The sequence below is a fragment of the Alteromonas sp. AWQ4_252 genome (assembly GCF_056158205.1).
Genome location: NZ_JBSWSV010000001.1, coordinates 3361814 through 3379708 on the forward strand (window position 1 = coordinate 3361814; position 17895 = coordinate 3379708).

At 44.3% G+C, this 17895-nt stretch carries 22 protein-coding genes; 16 read left to right on the plus strand and 6 right to left on the minus strand.

Annotation, left to right across the window (positions count from 1 at the left end; genetic code table 11):
• Positions 1–47: 47 nt before the first annotated feature.
• The 3 genes from ACXACM_RS14775 to ACXACM_RS14785 form a co-directional block, all read right to left on the minus strand.
• A complete protein-coding gene (locus ACXACM_RS14775) occupies positions 48–1154 on the minus strand; it encodes an insulinase family protein (RefSeq protein WP_474822665.1) in 1107 nt (368 codons plus the stop codon).
• A gap of 97 nt (positions 1155–1251) precedes the next feature.
• Complete coding sequence (locus tag ACXACM_RS14780; RefSeq protein WP_474822666.1) at positions 1252–2082, minus strand: LysR family transcriptional regulator; 831 nt, start codon at positions 2080–2082, stop codon at positions 1252–1254.
• Positions 2083–2200: 118 nt separating this feature from the next.
• The gene (locus tag ACXACM_RS14785; protein WP_474822667.1) at positions 2201–2365 is read right to left on the minus strand and encodes a hypothetical protein; all 165 of its coding nucleotides are present in this window, start codon (positions 2363–2365) and stop codon (positions 2201–2203) included.
• Between the two features lie 317 nt (positions 2366–2682).
• Between ACXACM_RS14785 and ACXACM_RS14790 the strand changes: the two genes are divergently transcribed.
• Both ACXACM_RS14790 and ACXACM_RS14795 read left to right on the plus strand, forming a co-directional pair.
• The gene (locus ACXACM_RS14790) at positions 2683–3039 is read left to right on the plus strand and encodes a MaoP family protein (protein WP_474822669.1); all 357 of its coding nucleotides are present in this window, start codon (positions 2683–2685) and stop codon (positions 3037–3039) included.
• A 165-nt stretch (positions 3040–3204) separates the two neighbouring features.
• Positions 3205–3948: a PRC-barrel domain containing protein gene (locus ACXACM_RS14795; protein ID WP_474822671.1), complete on the plus strand. Its 744-nt coding sequence runs from the start codon at positions 3205–3207 to the stop codon at positions 3946–3948.
• On the opposite strand, the gene ACXACM_RS14800 is transcribed toward ACXACM_RS14795, so the two are convergent.
• A complete protein-coding gene (locus ACXACM_RS14800) occupies positions 3945–4262 on the minus strand; it encodes a metalloregulator ArsR/SmtB family transcription factor (protein ID WP_474822672.1) in 318 nt (105 codons plus the stop codon). The two genes, ACXACM_RS14795 and ACXACM_RS14800, sit on opposite strands and share 4 nt — an antisense overlap.
• Before the next feature lie 420 nt (positions 4263–4682).
• Here ACXACM_RS14800 and ACXACM_RS14805 point away from each other — a divergent pair, with 420 nt between their 5' ends.
• The 12 genes from ACXACM_RS14805 (at position 4683) to ACXACM_RS14860 (ending at position 15958) form a co-directional block, all read left to right on the plus strand.
• Positions 4683–5597 (plus strand): LysR family transcriptional regulator, encoded by a 915-nt coding sequence (locus ACXACM_RS14805; protein ID WP_474822673.1) that lies wholly within the window; start codon positions 4683–4685, stop codon positions 5595–5597.
• A gap of 265 nt (positions 5598–5862) precedes the next feature.
• The gene (locus tag ACXACM_RS14810; RefSeq protein ID WP_474822674.1) at positions 5863–7707 is read left to right on the plus strand and encodes a putative bifunctional diguanylate cyclase/phosphodiesterase; all 1845 of its coding nucleotides are present in this window, start codon (positions 5863–5865) and stop codon (positions 7705–7707) included.
• 131 nt (positions 7708–7838) lie between these two features.
• The gene (locus ACXACM_RS14815; RefSeq protein ID WP_474822676.1) at positions 7839–9173 is read left to right on the plus strand and encodes a sigma-54-dependent transcriptional regulator; all 1335 of its coding nucleotides are present in this window, start codon (positions 7839–7841) and stop codon (positions 9171–9173) included.
• Positions 9174–9186: 13 nt separating this feature from the next.
• On the plus strand, positions 9187–9411 hold the full coding sequence (locus ACXACM_RS14820; RefSeq protein WP_474824376.1) for a histidine kinase dimerization/phospho-acceptor domain-containing protein: 225 nt from the start codon (positions 9187–9189) through the stop codon (positions 9409–9411).
• Positions 9412–9415: 4 nt separating this feature from the next.
• Entirely contained in the window at positions 9416–10915 is a 1500-nt protein-coding gene (locus ACXACM_RS14825) for a sensor histidine kinase (RefSeq protein ID WP_474822677.1), read from the plus strand.
• Positions 10916–11368: a response regulator gene (locus ACXACM_RS14830; protein WP_474822678.1), complete on the plus strand. Its 453-nt coding sequence runs from the start codon at positions 10916–10918 to the stop codon at positions 11366–11368.
• 18 nt (positions 11369–11386) lie between these two features.
• Entirely contained in the window at positions 11387–13378 is a 1992-nt protein-coding gene (locus ACXACM_RS14835) for a response regulator (RefSeq protein WP_474822680.1), read from the plus strand.
• Between the two features lie 180 nt (positions 13379–13558).
• Positions 13559–13891, plus strand: a complete 333-nt coding sequence (locus ACXACM_RS14840) for a DUF883 domain-containing protein (protein ID WP_474822681.1) — start codon at positions 13559–13561, stop codon at positions 13889–13891.
• Positions 13891–14373: a phage holin family protein gene (locus ACXACM_RS14845; RefSeq protein WP_474822682.1), complete on the plus strand. Its 483-nt coding sequence runs from the start codon at positions 13891–13893 to the stop codon at positions 14371–14373. Before ACXACM_RS14840 ends, ACXACM_RS14845 begins: the two co-directional genes overlap by 1 nt.
• Before the next feature lies 1 nt (position 14374).
• Entirely contained in the window at positions 14375–14632 is a 258-nt protein-coding gene (locus ACXACM_RS14850; protein ID WP_474822683.1) for a hypothetical protein, read from the plus strand.
• A 69-nt stretch (positions 14633–14701) separates the two neighbouring features.
• A complete protein-coding gene (locus ACXACM_RS14855; RefSeq protein ID WP_474822685.1) occupies positions 14702–15277 on the plus strand; it encodes a CC0125/CC1285 family lipoprotein in 576 nt (191 codons plus the stop codon).
• 228 nt (positions 15278–15505) lie between these two features.
• Positions 15506–15958 (plus strand): hypothetical protein, encoded by a 453-nt coding sequence (locus ACXACM_RS14860; RefSeq protein WP_474822686.1) that lies wholly within the window; start codon positions 15506–15508, stop codon positions 15956–15958.
• A gap of 9 nt (positions 15959–15967) precedes the next feature.
• Here the strand turns inward: ACXACM_RS14860 and yfbR are convergent, their stop codons facing one another.
• Entirely contained in the window at positions 15968–16618 is a 651-nt protein-coding gene (gene yfbR / locus ACXACM_RS14865; RefSeq protein ID WP_474822687.1) for a 5'-deoxynucleotidase, read from the minus strand.
• A gap of 238 nt (positions 16619–16856) precedes the next feature.
• Between yfbR and ACXACM_RS14870 the strand changes: the two genes are divergently transcribed.
• Both ACXACM_RS14870 and ACXACM_RS14875 read left to right on the plus strand, forming a co-directional pair.
• Positions 16857–17033, plus strand: coding sequence for a DUF1328 domain-containing protein (locus tag ACXACM_RS14870; protein ID WP_474822689.1), 177 nt, complete (start codon positions 16857–16859; stop codon positions 17031–17033).
• A 26-nt stretch (positions 17034–17059) separates the two neighbouring features.
• Positions 17060–17254: a hypothetical protein gene (locus ACXACM_RS14875; RefSeq protein WP_474822690.1), complete on the plus strand. Its 195-nt coding sequence runs from the start codon at positions 17060–17062 to the stop codon at positions 17252–17254.
• Between the two features lie 74 nt (positions 17255–17328).
• Here ACXACM_RS14875 and ACXACM_RS14880 read toward each other — a convergent pair whose 3' ends face one another.
• Positions 17329–17880 (minus strand): DUF6942 family protein, encoded by a 552-nt coding sequence (locus ACXACM_RS14880; protein WP_474822691.1) that lies wholly within the window; start codon positions 17878–17880, stop codon positions 17329–17331.
• Positions 17881–17895: the final 15 nt, after the last annotated feature.

Consider the following 17895-nt stretch of genomic DNA (forward strand, 5'->3'; position numbering starts at 1 on the left):
GGCTCCTAAGGCATGGTCAGTACTGGCCGGCACCACACCGGCTCAAACTACATTTTATTCGGCAATATAGTGGTTGCTCTCTTTATATGTTGGGGCAGAGTTTGTTGAGGCAAGCCAACGGCGATAAAATTGACCAGCTGATCGACAACCATCTCTCTTCCCGCTGAAATCGATTTCCGCGGGGAATGCCCATGCGTGAACTCTGGTAGCCTTGATGTTTCCGTAAGTGCCATCGAAGGTAGCTGTGATAAACCTGACAACAAGTTCTGTAAATCATCCTTCCCAATGGCCTTTCGTTTATCAAGTAATAACTGGGTTTCAAAACCCTGTAAATCGCCACGTATCATTTGCTTGTATAAAGATGCGGACAAAGGTGAAAGCATATCTACACGGTTAATAGAAGGGGCAGTCGTTCCCGCTGGTAACGGGATAAACGCCTCCTCAATGTGTTTCAATGCAGCTTGCTCATTAAATACACCCACCACAAATAAATGCATTCGCTTGGCTACCCAGGTTGTATTTAAGTATTCAGTCAAATCAGCGCTGTTGACTTTTGCTACTGACCCTTTGAGTTTTTCATAGTCATTACTGACGTTATCACTGACCAGGTGAGTAAAAAAACCTTGTTGCTGCTCTGCCAATCTGCTGCTATAACCTGTCTCAATATGTCGTATAAATCGCGTCTTCGCCATATCGAGATGTGATTGGGTCACTTGGCGTCGCGATACGATATCAGCCATGCTATCAATGACGGTTTTGATTTGCTCACTGCTTACAGACACCCTCAGTGCACTGCGATCAACACCGACTGACGACCGAATCATCCAACCATCAGGGTTCAAAACGTTGCTATATTCCGAAGCAGAATTTTTATCATTTACTGCCAACGACAACAAAAACGATAGGTTCGACACACCCCATTTTTTATTATCCCATAAATGACCTGCGTCAACGTGCAGATGAATCGTTGCGGACGGTTTTCGGCCTAGGGGTAAAAAAGTAACGCGCAGCCCATTTGCCAGTAGGTAATGTGTCGCTCCTGGCACGGCCACAACGGGACGAGAGCGAAGGTCAGCATTGACGTTAGCGGCGCAAACTGACAGGGAGACAATACATAAAAAAACAGCAAAGCATTGAATAAAAATACTTTTCATAACCTATCCTTGGTTTGTTTTCTTTCTCATACCTCTTGTGCAGCGAATAATCCTTATATTTCACAGTGCCGAGGAAATCTTTCGTACCAGTGTAGCACTACTGTTGTGACATCAGCAATTCTATCAAGGGTGGTAAACTTGGGCGTTTTACAGATTTCATAGTATTGAGGTACACGGTGGTAGAAAACCCATTCCATCGTTCCAATTTGCGCAATCCGTCAACTGGAAGCATGCGCTCTGCCATACTTTCAGGAAGAATGGCGAAGCCCCCTTCTTCCATTAAGCTGTTTGCTGCCAAACGCAGGGAATTTGTTCTCAACCTTGCATCCCGTAATCCACTGAACTCTTTATGCAAAAACTCACGTACTTTTGACCCCCATTCTATGGAGACGAAAGACGTTGGTTCAGGACTCTCTAAAGACGTATTAAACGCATACAATGCAAGTGGAATATGAAGTAATTCAACGGTATTAATTTCTTCAGATTTAAGGGGTTCCGAAGACAAAGCAATATCAATGGTGCGCTCATGCAACTGACGGGATAAGCTGTCAAGCGTCAACACCTCGGCTTTCACAGACCAATCCGGAAACGCTGTGTGGATCTGTGCCAATAAACTGGTGAAACCAAGCTCACTGGTTAATTGCGTAGCCGCACAAACAACAAATTCTGCAGATTCTAACTGCAGTTCCCGTTTTGCGTCCTGCAGGGTGTCTGTTAGCTGATGAGCAAACGGCAACAACTTTTCGCCAGCCGGGGTAAGTTGAATGCTGTTGCGATGGCGAATAAACAAGGTTGTTTGAAAATACTCTTCTAACAACTTAATCCTTGCACTGACCGCGGACTGAGTTAAGTAAAGATTTTCAGCTGCTTTTCCGAAATGACGGGTTTTAACAACTTCCAGGAAAGTAGAAAGAAAGCGAATATCCATGATGATACATTAGTGAAAGGTCACTATTGTAAGTTCTCATAGCTTGTCGAGGATGTAAAACAAAAAATAACCGCAACGCACTGTTTGACAGTGCGTTGTATATAACAAACTGATGTTATCAGTAAGTTTCTTGGTGGAGTCGTCGCTGCTTTTCGCGACGCTGAACGTCACGTTTTTGCTTTGTCTTCACCTGATGACGACGTTCCTGGCCTTTTCTGCCATGGTTATCGCCCTCTTCTACCGAATCCCATTCTTCACGGTGGTAACGATAGTCTTTACTCATTGTCTTCTCGTAATTTAGTGCAAAAATATACAACGGAACCATTATCAGCTTGTGGTAGAAAATAGAAAACAAAAAAAAATTGTTGTCACGACAAAAAATCAACATGTACAAAATTTACACAAAACAACTGACTTACCACTCTCTAAAAGAATAAGAAACTATATAGAAAACAGAATATTAAAATGATTAACAGCCGAATAATCTGTGCCCCGCAAGTTATCCACATTTTTTTATCTTCACCGAAAAAAAATTTTGTTTCACTGAACACTATTATTCTTATAAAAGTCGATTTGTTCCGACCACAACGAGATACAGCTATGCAGTCTTTTACTATTCGTTTATCTGACAAGCCCTTCATTGACAGGGTGAAGTTCCCTTATGGTTTTAGAAAATCTGGTGATTTCAGTATTACAGAAGCCGATTTACTGACTAAATATGGAAAAACTTTACTCAATCTTGAGTCCGGTGCAGAAACTCCACAAAGCGATGATGAACAGCACTTCGTTGACTTTATAAGTGGAAAAGTCCCCGCCGGTAACAGCCTTGAGAAAGCGTGGCAGAAATACGCTCACCTCGCTCGCGGCAAACGACATTTTTATACGTTACACAGCACTGCCAGCAACCAGTCTGACTTCGATGAAGATTATTCAGATGAGAGCTTCGACGTAGCATAACAGTGCCGTGGTGAAAGCACTGCCGTCAGTTCGGCCTTCAGGCTGGCAGTGCTGAATTGCGCTTTCATTTCAGATTATTCGTCGAAAAATCCGAGGATATTGTGATCTTAGAAGCCTTGAACAACGAAATGACTAGCATATGTTACGCGAAAAGAGGGCTAGAAAATGATTTCTCTGAAACACCTCACCGATTTCGGGATCCACGCTACCGATGGTGACATTGGTCGCTGCAAGGATATTTTGTTCGACGATCAAGACTATATCACCCGCTACTTCGTTGCCGACACACATCGCTGGCTTCCTTTAGGGCGCAAAGTTGTTATCTCTCCTATAGCGCTCCAGGCCGTAAACCACGAAGATAAAAATTTGGCAGTCAGCATGACCAAACAAGCGCTTAAGGACAGCCCTTCTATTGACGAACATAAACCAGTTTCAAGGGAATACGAGGAGATGCTATTTAAGTATTTCGGCTATGGTTACTATTGGGTTGGCCCTGGTGCATGGGGTGATTTTTCTCACCCTACCGAACTCGTTGACCAGCCACACCTGCAAGATGACATGGAAGCCATTGAAAATCCGCCGGTTAATCACTTGCGTTCCTGCGATGAAATTCTAGGTTACGATGTTTCCGCTAATGATGAAAACACAGGCCATGTATATGATTTCATTGTTGATAGTACAAGCTGGGCAATAAAACTCATTGTTATTGATACCCGTAATTGGTTACCAGGAGGGAAAAAAGTAGCGTTAACACCCGCCATGATTAGCGACATCGATTGGTCGTCTCACAAAATTCATACGACCGCAACCCATGATGAAATTCTCGCCTTACCTGAGGTTGACGATAGTAAACTCGATGATAGCGGCTATTTGCGCTCACTCTTAGCTAAAGCCAATCAGGGCGTTTAACCTTCTGAATCTTCGCAGAAAAAGCTGTATAACAGTGCGATAGTTTTTTCCACTCGGGTATCGGCCAGTCGGTAATAAATGACCTGGCCCGCTCGTCTTGTAGCAACCATTTTTGCGTCTCGCAACAATGCCAAATGTTGTGACAGCACGGGTTGCGTTACCGGCACACGCGTGAGTAAGTCAGTTACCGATAGTTCATTATTTAATAAGGAACACAACACCATTAAACGGGTTTTATTGGCAAATTGCTTCAGGTAGTTTTCTGCCTCGGACGCACGCTCCAGTATGGCTTCTATATTTAGTTCGTCGGTCATCGCAATAAAAATTAAAACAAAATTAATGATACATTAAATGATAACCATTCTCATACTTCAAGTGTTTTATTTGGTCTTTTATAAGCGTATATTATTTTGTCAATTAATCCACAGACAGCCCACGTCATTTCTAAAATGTAATGTTGCAACAATTTTCTTGGAATGAACTGTGTTATACCCCGTATTGCCGTTATCTCATCAGAAATGTAACCGAGAGCGTGTTGACCTTTGCAGTACGTGTACCGCAAAGATCAACACGCGCTAATCTTCGCGGTATTTTTTTGTGCACTTCAAGTGCGTTCTAAACAGCAATAATTAACATTTATCCTACAAATACGCTTTTTCATGCACTTTCTATTCAGATGCACAAAAGATGAAGGTAGTATTTGAGGAACACCCCAACAAACCCAAGAAACATCTATGTTGAAAGCGACTCTGGAACAATGGCGAATGTTCAAAGCTGTCGTCGACGCTGGCGGATTTAATCAGGCCGCGCAAATTGTTCACAAAAGCCAATCAAGTGTGCACCATGCGGTGCAAAAGCTTGAAAGTACCCTTGGTATAATTTTGTTTGAATCCGATGGGCGAAAAGTAAAACTCACTCAAGCCGGTGAGCTGATGCTCAGGCGCGCTAATTTTTTACTGGAAGAAGCGAAAAAACTCGAAGCTGTGGCAATGAGTTTACAACAAGGAACTGAAACCCAATTGCGAATTGCGGTAGATATCATTTTTCCTCCCAATCTTTTATATAATGTTCTTAACACTGTGTCACAAGCCTTTCCACTTTTGCGCATAGAGTTGATGGAAACTGTACTCACAGGCGCAAACTCGCTGCTCGAGTCTGCTCAGGTAGACATTGCTATTTCACCGTTCATGCTAAAGCACGGTTTTAATGAAGAACTGTGTGAAATTGAATTTTTAGCGGTCGCGCACCCGGATCACCCCCTGCATCAGTTAAAACGGCAAGTCACCACGGAAGACTTAAAATCTCACCGCCAAATCGTCATCCGGGATTCCTCTACAGAGCGCAAAGGTGAAGCGGGTTGGCTTGGCGCTGAACAGCGATGGACAGTGAGTCATGTGCGTACCTCTATCGACATGATTTGTGAGGGCCTGGGATTTGCCTGGCTACCTCTTGCGATTATTAAACCACAGTTAAATCTGGGCATATTAAAACCGCTTCCCTTAGTAAATAATGGGTTACGAAAAGGTATCCTATACTTGTGTTTTGAAGATGGCGATAGACTCGGCCCTGCGGCAAGAACATTTATCGGTGAACTCAGGCATCAGACCATGACGATGCCAACAGCCGATGGCGTTCTCTCCCACAACTAGAGCGTGTTGATTTTTGTTGCAAATACCCACGGCAAAACTCAACACCCCAGATTTGGGTGTAAAATTAAATACCTGAACACCATTTTCTTGCCTGAACAAAATTATCAGGGTATAAAAGCATTAGTCCCAATAAAAAAATAACAAAAAAGGAGGGGCTCAGATTTGACTAGTAGTTATCTGGAAAAGCATACCATCTTAGCGAACACACGGGGAAAGTCGTTCACCTTGGCTCTGCAGCTTCTGCGGATGAATAAGGGAGAAAACCGTGGCGGATAAAATCTCAATCTATCAAAGCAAAACTAACCTTAAAGCGCGCCTCCTTGTTGGTACAATTACACTTTCTTTTATTATCATTTGTGTGTTGAGTGCTATTGGTCACACTATTTTGGTAGACATCGAACGCAAATTTGAAAAGCAAAGCTTTAATCAACAATGGCTGCAGGTTATGCAAGGTGGCCCCGACATGGAATTTCTTTACGCCAAGGATCTGATCCTGGTGTTTAAGGCCCGGGAAACGTTGTTTAATCGGCACAATCACGACACCACACCATTCTGGCAAGCGTTATCTACCGCTCTACCTGATCAGTTTTTTACTGTGAACGGGAATACTTACTACATACAAACCACCGAGTTGGCAGAAGGAAGTAATCCACTCACGCTAATTTGGAAGGCGAAGGATGATACACTTTTAACGGCGGCGGCCATCAATAAGTTATCCCTTGCGGCCTTTGCCATATTCTGGCTCGCCGTTGGTGCCGCATTAGTTATCTCCTCATTTGTCATGCGCCGTTTTGCCCATGCCAATAAAATGCTGGAAAAACTCGCTCTACAAGACTCACTGACTAAGCTTGCCAACCGCAATGCTCTGTTTGAACTCAAGCTTCCGGCTGCGAAAACAGGCGCGCTATTCTTTCTCGACTTGGACCGATTCAGAGACATCAACGACGCTCTGGGTCACGAAATGGCAGACAGAACCTTGTTTGCTTTTGCTCAGAGATTGAAGATTCTGACTGGAGAGACCTCCAGGGTATTTCGGTTCCGCAGCGACGAGTTTGTCATTTGGCAACCCGATATCTCTGATACCGATATTCAATCCCGCGCTTTCAACTTGCTTTATGATTGCAGAGAGCCTCTTAACGTGGGTAATACGTCTCTGGAAGTCAGTTGCAGTATAGGTGTTGCAAGTTTACCCAAACACGGCCACAACATAGATATGTTATTAAGAAACGCAGAAATTGCTATGCATCGGGCAAAAAAGCTGCGTTTGGGCGTGCAGATGTACAACGACCAGTTGGCATACAACAGTACAATGAAGGTCACACTGAGGAGCCAGCTGCGCTCGGCCTTACACAACAAAGAATTTGTGCTTTATTATCAGCCTAAGAAAGATATTTCATCAGGTAGACTCGCAGGCACAGAAGCTATTGTACGATGGCAACATCCTGAGGAAGGGTTACTCTTTCCGGCCTTGTTTATTGATTTGATAGAGCAAAGTGGTATCGTCCATGCCTTCACCCGTTACACAGTTGAGCAGGCTATTACACAAATAAAAACATGGCATGATCAAGGCTTTACCCTGCCTGTTTCGGTTAACTTGTCTGCCTATAACCTCGTCGACCACGCATTTATTCCATTTGTAAAAACTTGTCTGGACAACTATCAAATCCCCCCTGCTCTTCTGGAATTTGAGCTAACCGAAAGCGCCACAATGGTAGATGTCGCCGTGACCAAACGCGTATTAGCTGCGTTTAAAGAAATGGGAATTAAAACATCTATTGATGACTTTGGTACCGGCATGAGCTCGTTTGCGTATCTACGTGAACTGGATGTTCAAACGGTAAAAGTTGACCAGTCTTTCATTCGACACATGGAGCGCAACAACCGCAACGCAAAAATTGTTGAAGGCATAGTATCATTGTGTCGCAACCTCGCTATTGACGTAGTAGCGGAAGGCGTGGAAACCCAACAGCAGGCTGATCTTCTCAAGGAACTCGATTGTCATATTGCTCAGGGTTACCTCTTTGGTCGCCCAACGCAAGCAGACAACATAACAGCGCTCATGGTGGGCGACTCAAAAAGGCAGAGCTCCCCGTACTACATTGCCAATTAATATCTCCCCTTCCTTTATCAACCCAGGGCAGAAAAAATATTTTAGAAGTATTAACGATAAGATGATCCTAAGTCTCTCAAGACTTGTACAACGTACATTGGAACAAAAGCACAAAAAATGAGGAACTGATAGTGTTAACGGTTTTATTGGTAGACGATGACCCGGAATTTACAGAAGTAGCCTGTACGATTATTGAATTTCTTGGCCATGAAGTATTAACCGCGGCAGATTTATCCGAAGCCAGGGATTGGCTGAAAAAAGAAACTTTTGAACACATCTTGCTCGACTTCATGCTGCCAGATGGCAGCGGCGTTCACCTTTTCGAAGAATTGGATGCACTGCCCAAACGCCCAAAAGTCACACTTATCACTGGGCACCCCTCGGTTCGTGGCATCATTAAAGGCCTTTGCGGCCCGAATATTGATTACCTGGTAAAGCCTATTCAACGTGAAGATATCGAAGCTGCACTCTCTGGAAAGAAAGCGGCTCCAGTGGAAGAAAAGAAGGGAGTAAAGAAACACTTTGGACACCTTATAGGCGAATCAGCGCCAATGCGGGAACTGTACAAACTTATTGAGCGGGTAAGCCGGACCAGTGCCAACGTCATGTTACTCGGGGAAAGTGGCGCTGGTAAAGAAGTTGTTGCCGCAGCCATTCACGAAGCGTCACAAAGTGAAGGCCCTTACATTGCCACCAACTGCGGCGCGTTTTCAAAAGAGTTGATTGGCAGTGAACTTTTCGGACACGAAAAAGGTGCATTTACCGGTGCTGTAGGCAAAAAAGATGGTGTTTTTGAGCAAGCTGAAGGCGGTACACTTTTTCTTGATGAAATAACCGAGATGCCAATAGATATGCAGCCCAATCTATTGAGAGTGTTAGAGAACAAAGTTGTCATACGGGTTGGTGGCACTAAAACCATACCGGTAAATTGCCGCGTGGTGTCGGCTACCAACCGCAAAATGGAAGAAATAGCCCAGAGTAAGGTACTTCGGGAAGACATTTATTTCAGGTTGGCGGTGTTTCCTATCACCATTCCGCCTTTGAGAGATCGCAAGGAGGACATCCCCCTCTTAGCCACCCATTTTATCGATGAGTTCAACCGCGACAACAGCACCCACTTCTCCTGGGAAGATAGTCAGTTGGATACCCTGGCCGCTTACGACTGGCCTGGTAACGTTCGAGAGTTGCGCCATTTCGTACATCGGGCTGCTATTATGAGTGACCCGGAAAAACCCGCGATCGAATTACCAAAGACCATTGAATCACCTTTTGCACAGAAACAGTCCACCACTCCCGCACTGGAAGCAGGGCGTACGATCGAAGATGTGGAAAAAGAATTGATTTACGCAACTTTAGAAAAAGTAAACGGTAATAAAACTCTGGCTGCTGATATGTTAGGTATAAGCACCAAAACCCTTTATAACCGTTTGCATGCTTATGGCGATTTGAGTAAAGACGATGCATGACAACAATAGTGGGATGAAAGAAGAACAACAGGCAGAGTTGGCCAAATGGGTACACGACGCCCGCAAGCCGCTCAATAGAATTTCCATGCAGGCAGAATTAGTAAAAATGGCACTGGCCGGTGATATTCCGATTGATAAGGCTGTTGACGCACTGGATAAAATTATTGTCAGTACCAAAGACTGTAGTGCGCTACTCACAGACATGATGACGGCTATGACAAACGTTAGCGGAGATTAAAGCCGTGATAAACCGATTCCTTCAGTCGTTTTACAGTTGGATAACCCTCGTAGCAATAGTGCTTATTGTCATAACAGGCAACGCATTCTACATTGTTAGCACTCTTGATGAGCTTGCCGAACTTGAGTCCAGGCTATTTACAACAAACAAAGTCATCAACGCAACTAACCAACTCCACATGGCCGTGTTACGCGCAGAATCCGGACAGCGGGGTTACCTGCTTACACGGGACGAAGCATATCTCACCGATTACACCACCACCTTAAACAGAGTTAACAGTCTGTTAGAAGAAGTGGAAGATGCGGCGCACATTTCAGAACATTCAGAGCAATGGGTCAATATTAATGCACTCTTGTCTCTTAGCCGGACTAAACTTAATGAGCTTGTTAATACGGTTGAGCTTAGCCGAAGTGGAAAACATGCCGAGGCCATCGAGATCGTTAAAACCGATGTAGGCCTTGAACTTTATGATGACTTCGAAGATCTTTATCGTGAAATAGATGGCGCAGAAAGAGAGGTACAGGAACAGCACCTGGGCAACCTTAAGCGTTTGCGACGAGACTCCGTGAACACACTTATTGTGTCGGGTATCACCACGGGTTTGCTAATTATCGCTATTTTGGTATTGCTTAAATTCAATATTCGTGAAAACGCCAGGCACCAATCCGAGTTGGAAGCTTACAACGACGAACTGGAAGATAAAATTGTCACGCGAACTCAGGAGTTGCGTTTATTTGCAGATGAACTAACCCGCAGTAACCGGGAATTAGAAGATTTCGCATTTGTGGCGTCTCACGATTTACAGGAGCCATTGAGAAAAATTCGCGCATTCGGCAACCGTCTGGAGGCGGGTTACGAGTCTGTGATGGACGAACGGGGCAAAGATTTTCTTAAACGCATGCTCAATGCCGCTGAAAGAATGTCCATGCTCATCAGTGACTTGCTTTCCTTTTCAAGAGTTTCTACCAGAGGTAAAAACTTTACTGACATCGATTTAACTGAGACATTTGAGAACGTTATTAGTGATCTTGAAATTGCCATAGAAGAATCTGGCGCGACAATTAACATCCCCTCATTTCCGACTATTCTTGGAGACAAGTCTCAAATACAGCAGCTCATATTGAATTTACTCTCCAACGCACTCAAATTTAGAAAAGAAGAGATTGCGCCAGTAATTAATGTTACCGTTCGACCGGCCAATGAAAAAGAACTCAGCGGGTTGTTAACCCGAGATTTATACGACTGGATCACACTTACTATTGAGGACAATGGAATTGGTTTTGAACAGTCTTTCGCGGAAAAGATATTTGCCCCCTTTCAGCGTTTACACGGGCGCAGCGAGTACAAGGGTACAGGTATAGGACTGGCCGTCTGTAGACGGATTGTCGAAAGGCACAATGGACAGATATCTGCTTTTAGCGAGCCAGGAAAGGGGACCAGATTTGTGATTACAATTCCGACGAATGGTGAGCCATTCGCCACTACGAACAAGGAGTCATTGTAAATGACATTGAAAAACTCGACACCAATTAACATTTTGATGGCAGACGATGACGAAGACGATCGTTTGCTTACACTGGATGCGTTAAAAGAAAGCCGGGTACTGAATAATCTTTACTGCGTTGAGGATGGGGTTGAATTACTCGCTTATTTGCGAAGAGAAGGCAAGTACGCGGACCCGAAATCATCCCCCCGCCCTAGCTTGATTTTATTAGATTTAAACATGCCGAGAAAAGACGGCCGGGAAGCACTTCAGGAAATCAAAGCGGATCCTTCTTTGCGCTCCATCCCCGTGGTTATTTTAACCACCTCTAAAGAAGAAGAGGACATGCTAAGAGGTTACGACCTTGGCTGTGCGTCCTATATAACTAAACCAGTAAATTTTGAGGGTCTGGTTGATCTTATGCGCGCACTGGGGCGTTACTGGATAGAGTTTGTGGAACTTCCACACGATTAAACAGAAGAAGGTTTTACAGTGAGCGAAGTCATCAAAGTACTGTTGGTTGAAGACGACGAGGACGATTATTTCCTCACTGCAGACTACTTGTCCCAATGTGAATCTCCGTCATTCAATATCACTTGGGTAACCAATGGACAGCTTGCAATCGACGCTATGCAGGCGGATAGCTTCGATATTTGCTTATTGGATTATATCTTAGGTCCGGAAAACGCCTTAGACGTGTTGGCAACGTTTAAAAAAGCAGGGATAAACGTGCCCGTGGTCATCCTTACCGGACAATCAGACACCCGTGTTGATGAAATGGTAATGCGTGCCGGTGCAGCGGATTACCTCACAAAAAGCGAAATTGAAACGCCCCGCTTCATGCGCACAATACGCTATGCCATGGTCCGTCGCGAAATGGAAAACGAGCGAATAGAACGCCATAAAGTGGAACAACAAAATAAAGCGAAGGACAAGTTTCTCGCCCACCTCGGTCATGAACTTCGTACGCCTTTAACTTCTATTCTCGGTTACACAGAGTTACTCCTTGACGATGATAACCCCAGCATGGAGCAGGAGCTGTCGATTATCCACACTAACGGTAAGCATTTGCTTAGTTTGCTAAACGACTTACTGGATATGTCGAGGATAATGGCCAACAAATTGGAACTGACTAAAAAGGAAGTCAACCTGACGGGCTTTATGACCGACGTTCACTCCCTGATGACCCTGGCAGCAAAAGACAAGGGGTTGTCCATGACCATTGATTCCGCAAGCCCTATACCTGAAGTGATTAACGCCGACCCAACGCGGCTCAGACAAATTCTAATTAACCTGATAAGCAATGCTATTAAGTTTACTGATAAAGGGTCTGTGCATGTAACCGTTGAAACCCTTCCCCCTCAAAACAACAAGACTCTGTTGCGGTTTAGTATCTCAGACACGGGGATTGGTATGCCACCTGACAAACTGGATGACATCTTTCAGCCATTTGAACAGATTGAAGATGTCATGCGAGCCAATCACGGCGGCGCCGGGTTGGGCCTGGCTATCTGTCGGGAACTGGTTTCTAAAATGGGCGGTGATATCGAGGTTGAATCTGTATTTGGCAAGGGAAGCGTATTTTCATTCACCATCGATCCAGGCGATATCTCCTCGCAATCCCGTGACTATTTACGACTGGTAGCTCCCACCGCATCAAGTCAAATCAAGCGAAATTTACATGTGACCGGGCGTGTGTTAATCGTTGACGATCTTCGCGAGTTACGCAAACTCACCGGTCATTTAGTCAGCCAATGCCATGCCAGTGTCGCCTATGCTGAAAATGGTTCTAAGGCTGTTGATGCCGTTTTAGAAGCAGAAAAAGAGAACAGACCTTTTCATCTGGTACTCATGGATATTCATATGCCGGTAATGAATGGCATTGATGCACTCAAAGCCATTCGCGACCAGCGCTGTAACGTAGCAGTCGTAGCGATAACTGCAGCCAGCAGAAAAGGTTTAAAGGAGTCTTTGTTGAATGAAGGCTTTGACGACGTTCTGGGAAAACCCATAGACAAAGGAGATTTACTCCAGGTTCTCGATCGTTACCTCATTAGTACAACAGTTGCGTTACCAAGCTCCCCTCAGGTGAAAGATAATACCATTTCCTCTACTGTTACCACTAACGTTTCCCCCCAAAACGACGGTAAATCTGTCCTTATCGTAGAAGACGACAACGATGCTGCGGAATTAATGAAGCTCTTAGTGTCCCACTTAGGTCATCAAGTCATCGTAGCCAACTCCGGCCAAGCTGCCCTCGCTGCTGCAAACAGTAATCAATTCGATGTGGCGTTACTCGATTTAACTCTGCCAGATACAAGCGGAATTGAATTAGCAGCTAAGTTACAATCGAATAAAAATGACCTTCAAACCTATATTGTCAGTGGCCGTGAACCCGAACCCGGTGAACTCGACCGTGTTTCCATATCTGGCACTTTGCTCAAACCTGTCAGTAGAAAAGACATCACTCAGCTATTTAACTAAGCAACCACATTAGGTTAGAGCCTGCAATAATTACAAATATTCTGTAAAACAGTAGTAACAATCTCGAACCCTATCCGCACCAATTTGAATAACTTCTTCCATTACAATAAGTTATACTTGTTTTTTATTGGTATCTCTGTTGCAACATTAAAAGTGAATTCACCTAGTAAGGAGAAAACAATGGCAACGGCAACAAGCAACGTATCAAAAGCACAACAGAAGACGGCTGCAACTACAGATGCTGACACGTCTACTCATCCCTACACTGATGTTGCACAAGATACCCTTCACAGCTCAGTTGATAAACTTGCAAAAAGTGCGGCGAAAGCCGAAGAAAATTTGCGTGCCACGGCAGCTGATTCTGCGGAAAACCTCGCAGCCAGAAAAGCGCAAATGGATGCAAAATGGCAAGCTTCAGGAGTGCGTAAATACGCTGTGGAAAATCCGGTAGCGGCAGCAGGTATTGCTTTTGCGGCAGGCATGCTGGTTACATCATTACTTCGTAAAAAATAATGACCGTGGCTTCTGAAGAGCAAACGCGTAAACGGCCCGCCGGAGAGTCATCCGGCGGGCACTCCGCTAACGACGAGCACGAAAATGCATATCGTCATCTCGACACCACGTTAGAGGAAACTTTATCTTCTCTGCGCTGGCTTGCAATGGAGAAAAAAGAGGAATATCAGGCACTTGTTGAACTATTAGGTGCCGAGGTAAGCGTCGCTAAAAAGTCTGCTCTTGTTAGTATTTTAGCGACACTGGCAGCCTTTGTATTTTGCTGCTTCTGTTGGTTAGTCATTAACTTATTTATAACCGTTGGGTTGCATAAGCTGGATATGCATTTTGCACCAGTCGCTTTAATTGTATTTTCTCTCAATGCCATTTTCGCTGGGTTGGGTTTTGCAGTCGCCAAAAATACATATCGACGCATTTCTCTTATGCCTGCTTGTCGAATACTTATGTCAGCTATTGGCTTAGGGTCAACAAAAGGAAATTAAGATGAGTTACTTCCTTAAAGATGAACTATCTTCCCGTGATCAAGCGTTGGAAAGTTACAAATCGGCGCAAAAAAATGCAGGGTATGCGTATAACGATGTTAAACTTAACGCCAGGTTACTCGTTGCGAAACCTGTGAGTCTGTTGGCTTTTTTTGGTGCGGGTGCTTATAAAGGTATAACAAGTGATGATCCTTCGTCTAAACGCAAACAGGCGGTATTTACATTACTTAGAACGACTTTCTTGAACATTCTGAATTGAACAAGCGGCTTGAGTAGTCACGAGCCTTGTTAAGCGCTACTTTATTTTAACTATCTACTAGGAATGACTATGTCGACGCACGTCACACCAATTTACTCGTCACGCCTCTCCCTCGCTATTTTGGCTGTTCTATGTCTTACACTCTCAGCTTGCTCATCATTACCTGATACTGCTCCAACCCCTTACAAACCGGCCACAGCTTCTAATGAATACGGCTTTTCCTCTGTTGAGCTTTCTGAAGGGCAATATCGCGTGATGTTCAAAGCCACCGAAGCAACTAACGCGGCCTCCGTACAGGAATACACCCTTTACAGAGCTGCAGAAATTGCGAAAGCTAACGGTTATTCCTGGCTTAATGTTCACAAGACTGATGTGGAGAGAAAGGCTACTTTAGGTAAAGACCCGGTAAAAGCGGAATCAAATAAGCAGGTTGTTTCACCGGTACTTGCAGACAGACAGTGTACTATGTCGGGCTGTAGTCAGGTTGGCCAACCCTTCCCGACTTCTGGCAGCGGAATGACCTTGGAAACTAAAGTAATGAAAGACGTGTATTATTCAATCGTTGTGCAGATGAGCCAAGCGCAGCATGCGTCTTCTTTTTCTGTTACTGACATTTTACAGAATTCCCCCAGCGACCCACGTTAACTCTGCATTCAAAGAACAGTCTGCTCCGCAGGCTTTTCTTTTTTACACAGTAAGTTGTAAGAAAAGCAAACCTTCTGTGTACAGCGATAATACAGCTCGATAAAATCCCAGATCGCTAATCATTACTCCTTTAATAATCAATAACTTATTTTGTAACCCCTTGCCAGTCAAACTGGCTTAGCCTGTGCAACTAAGAGGGTATTGTCACCAGCTACTTGGAGGCCTTCAATGCTAACCTCACCTTTCCATAAATCTGTTTTTATTTCCGATATTATCGGCGTACTCAACAGCGGCGCTGATTTTTACAAACAAGGCATCAACGCTGCAAGCTATGAGAGTATCAGAGCCATGTTCACCCGCATGCTAGAAGAAAAACAACAGGCAGTAATTGAATTGTCGGCTCATGCCGAGCCGGACCTTGCGGCAAATAGAAAGAGATCTGATTGGCTGGTCGACATAGAATGTGCCTATACCGGCTTTACCAGCCAGATATCAGGAAAACAGGAGTTACCATTTATAAATCACCTGGTAGCCCTCGAAAGTCAGATTGTGGACCATCTGGACGCAGTTTTAGATACCGAGCAATCTCAGGAATGTGCGCAGACAGTCAGAAAAATCCGCGCCAGAATGATCCAGTGCAAAGAAGAGATGTTATCTCTGAAACAAGCTAAAGCGATGTAGTAGTCGCTATCATCGCTCGTCCATGATATTTAATGTATTTGCCCGTTCAACCCAGTCGAGATCCCGGGTTTGTTCATCCAGAGTTCCCTTTGCATCTTCCAAAAACATCTGACAAAAATAGTTAACACACCCAAAGCGCTCTCGATAGGTTTTTAACTGTACTTCCATTTCATGCATGGCATTGGCAAACTCCGAATTCGATTTAGATAATTCATAGTCGCATTTCAGATAAGCACAAAGCACATCAGCCGCTTTTGCGAGAGCAACGTGAATGTCTTCTTTATCCTGCTCAATTAATGGCTGATAGCGTGCCTGAAGCGGTTCAGGAAGCGTCTGTAGAAGCATTGCCTCAAAGCGGCGCTCCAATTTTTTTATCGCTTTCGTAGTATCCGGATCATGGTATTTTACCGGGCTGGGAATATCACTCATGCCGGCTATTTCACTGCCTTCGTGAAAAATTGCCATAGTAGCAACGCGATCCGGGTTCACGTCTTCGTTAAAGACGTCTTTCGCTATTGCGCCCAACATATGAGCAACGACTGCCGCTTCATATATATGGGTGGACAACATTTCTTCTTGAAATTGCGCCATCAGTGGCCATCGTTTCACATTTCGGGCTCGTTGCATTAAGCCAATAAAAGCTGAGTGATTTTTTGACATAGTTCGCCGGTGGTTACTTATAAACAGAATGAGTGTATCAGGAAATGGTTGCTACAACCTTATATAACTGTTGCAAAACATCCCGTGTAATTTCTGCATAAACTTTGTAACTCTGTTCCATCATATCGACAAAAACAATACAGACAAATAATTAAAATATAAATATCAATGACTTACAATTTGGCATGTATTAAGCATTATTAATTGTGAACTTATCAAAGAGCAAGAGGAAAACGTTATGCTAGGTTGGGCAGTTACATTTTTCATTATCGCCATCATCGCAGCTGTTTTTGGCTTCGGAGGCATTGCCGGTGCAGCAACAGGCATTGCTCAATTCTTATTTTTCGTGTTTGTCGCACTGCTGGTCATTTCGCTTCTGGCGAATGCATTCCGCGGTAAGTCACCACGCGTATAACATATCTGGACAAAGGAGAAAGGAACATGAAATATTATAAATTGTTACTTAAAGCACTATTGGTAGCGGGTTTCGCATTTTCACTGGCGGCCTGTGGCGATGGTGAAGCTGAAGACGCAGGCGAAGAGCTTGACGAAGTGATGACAGATGCAGGTAATGCAGTAGAAGATGCCTGTGAAGATGTAAAAGATGGTGTAAATGCAGAAGACAAAGACTGCTAAGCATCTTTACAAGTCAATTAGAAAACCAGGGCTTCCCTGGTTTTCTTTTATCCGTTATTAAGTCTGACGCTGCTCTATAAAATACGCATCCCCCATTTCTCCCACCGCGTTTTAACTAAACTGGTCAAAAAAGTAATTTTCTCGTTGGTCAGTTGCCTATAGTCAAAATACGGCGTAATAATGATTTGTTGACGCTCTATGACACCGAAGTCGTGTTGTATCCATTGGGCGGCGTCAGTGAGTCCCAGACTTTTTGCATATATCCTTCCCATTACGATATTGACTGGCGCTTGAGTCGCTAACGGACTAAACAGCAACGCCGTATCACCAGAATAGGTCAATAGTTCACGCTCACGGTATTGCTGCCAGGTCTCACAATCCTGACGGGCCAGTAAGGTTTGGTGGGCAGGGAGCTGTTGGTACAAATCGAAAACCCACTTGGCATACACGTTAAAGACCTTTCGCCATCCATTTCCACAGGACGTGTTGATCTGTTGGATGATTTCACCGTTGACACCCACAACGCCTTCTTCCGCTCCCGGAACAAAGAACTGGGGACGATTCTGAATATAAACATGTATCGCGCCGTTCGGGTTACCGAAGCCGGCGACATTGCTAACCTGCACGTTATTTGATTCCTG

Bases quoted from the DNA above. Each gene is read 5' to 3' on its own strand.
- ACXACM_RS14775 (WP_474822665.1), bottom strand. From the start codon at position 1,154: ATGAAAAGTATTTTTATTCAATGCTTTGCTGTTTTTTTATGTATTGTC.
- ACXACM_RS14780 (WP_474822666.1), bottom strand. From the start codon at position 2,082: ATGGATATTCGCTTTCTTTCTACTTTCCTGGAAGTTGTTAAAACCCGT.
- ACXACM_RS14785 (WP_474822667.1), bottom strand. From the start codon at position 2,365: ATGAGTAAAGACTATCGTTACCACCGTGAAGAATGGGATTCGGTAGAA.
- ACXACM_RS14790 (WP_474822669.1), top strand. From the start codon at position 2,683: ATGCAGTCTTTTACTATTCGTTTATCTGACAAGCCCTTCATTGACAGG.
- ACXACM_RS14795 (WP_474822671.1), top strand. From the start codon at position 3,205: ATGATTTCTCTGAAACACCTCACCGATTTCGGGATCCACGCTACCGAT.
- ACXACM_RS14800 (WP_474822672.1), bottom strand. From the start codon at position 4,262: ATGACCGACGAACTAAATATAGAAGCCATACTGGAGCGTGCGTCCGAG.
- ACXACM_RS14805 (WP_474822673.1), top strand. From the start codon at position 4,683: ATGTTGAAAGCGACTCTGGAACAATGGCGAATGTTCAAAGCTGTCGTC.
- ACXACM_RS14820 (WP_474824376.1), top strand. From the start codon at position 9,187: ATGAAAGAAGAACAACAGGCAGAGTTGGCCAAATGGGTACACGACGCC.
- ACXACM_RS14830 (WP_474822678.1), top strand. From the start codon at position 10,916: ATGACATTGAAAAACTCGACACCAATTAACATTTTGATGGCAGACGAT.
- ACXACM_RS14840 (WP_474822681.1), top strand. From the start codon at position 13,559: ATGGCAACGGCAACAAGCAACGTATCAAAAGCACAACAGAAGACGGCT.
- ACXACM_RS14845 (WP_474822682.1), top strand. From the start codon at position 13,891: ATGACCGTGGCTTCTGAAGAGCAAACGCGTAAACGGCCCGCCGGAGAG.
- ACXACM_RS14850 (WP_474822683.1), top strand. From the start codon at position 14,375: ATGAGTTACTTCCTTAAAGATGAACTATCTTCCCGTGATCAAGCGTTG.
- ACXACM_RS14855 (WP_474822685.1), top strand. From the start codon at position 14,702: ATGTCGACGCACGTCACACCAATTTACTCGTCACGCCTCTCCCTCGCT.
- ACXACM_RS14860 (WP_474822686.1), top strand. From the start codon at position 15,506: ATGCTAACCTCACCTTTCCATAAATCTGTTTTTATTTCCGATATTATC.
- yfbR (WP_474822687.1), bottom strand. From the start codon at position 16,618: ATGTCAAAAAATCACTCAGCTTTTATTGGCTTAATGCAACGAGCCCGA.
- ACXACM_RS14870 (WP_474822689.1), top strand. From the start codon at position 16,857: ATGCTAGGTTGGGCAGTTACATTTTTCATTATCGCCATCATCGCAGCT.
- ACXACM_RS14875 (WP_474822690.1), top strand. From the start codon at position 17,060: ATGAAATATTATAAATTGTTACTTAAAGCACTATTGGTAGCGGGTTTC.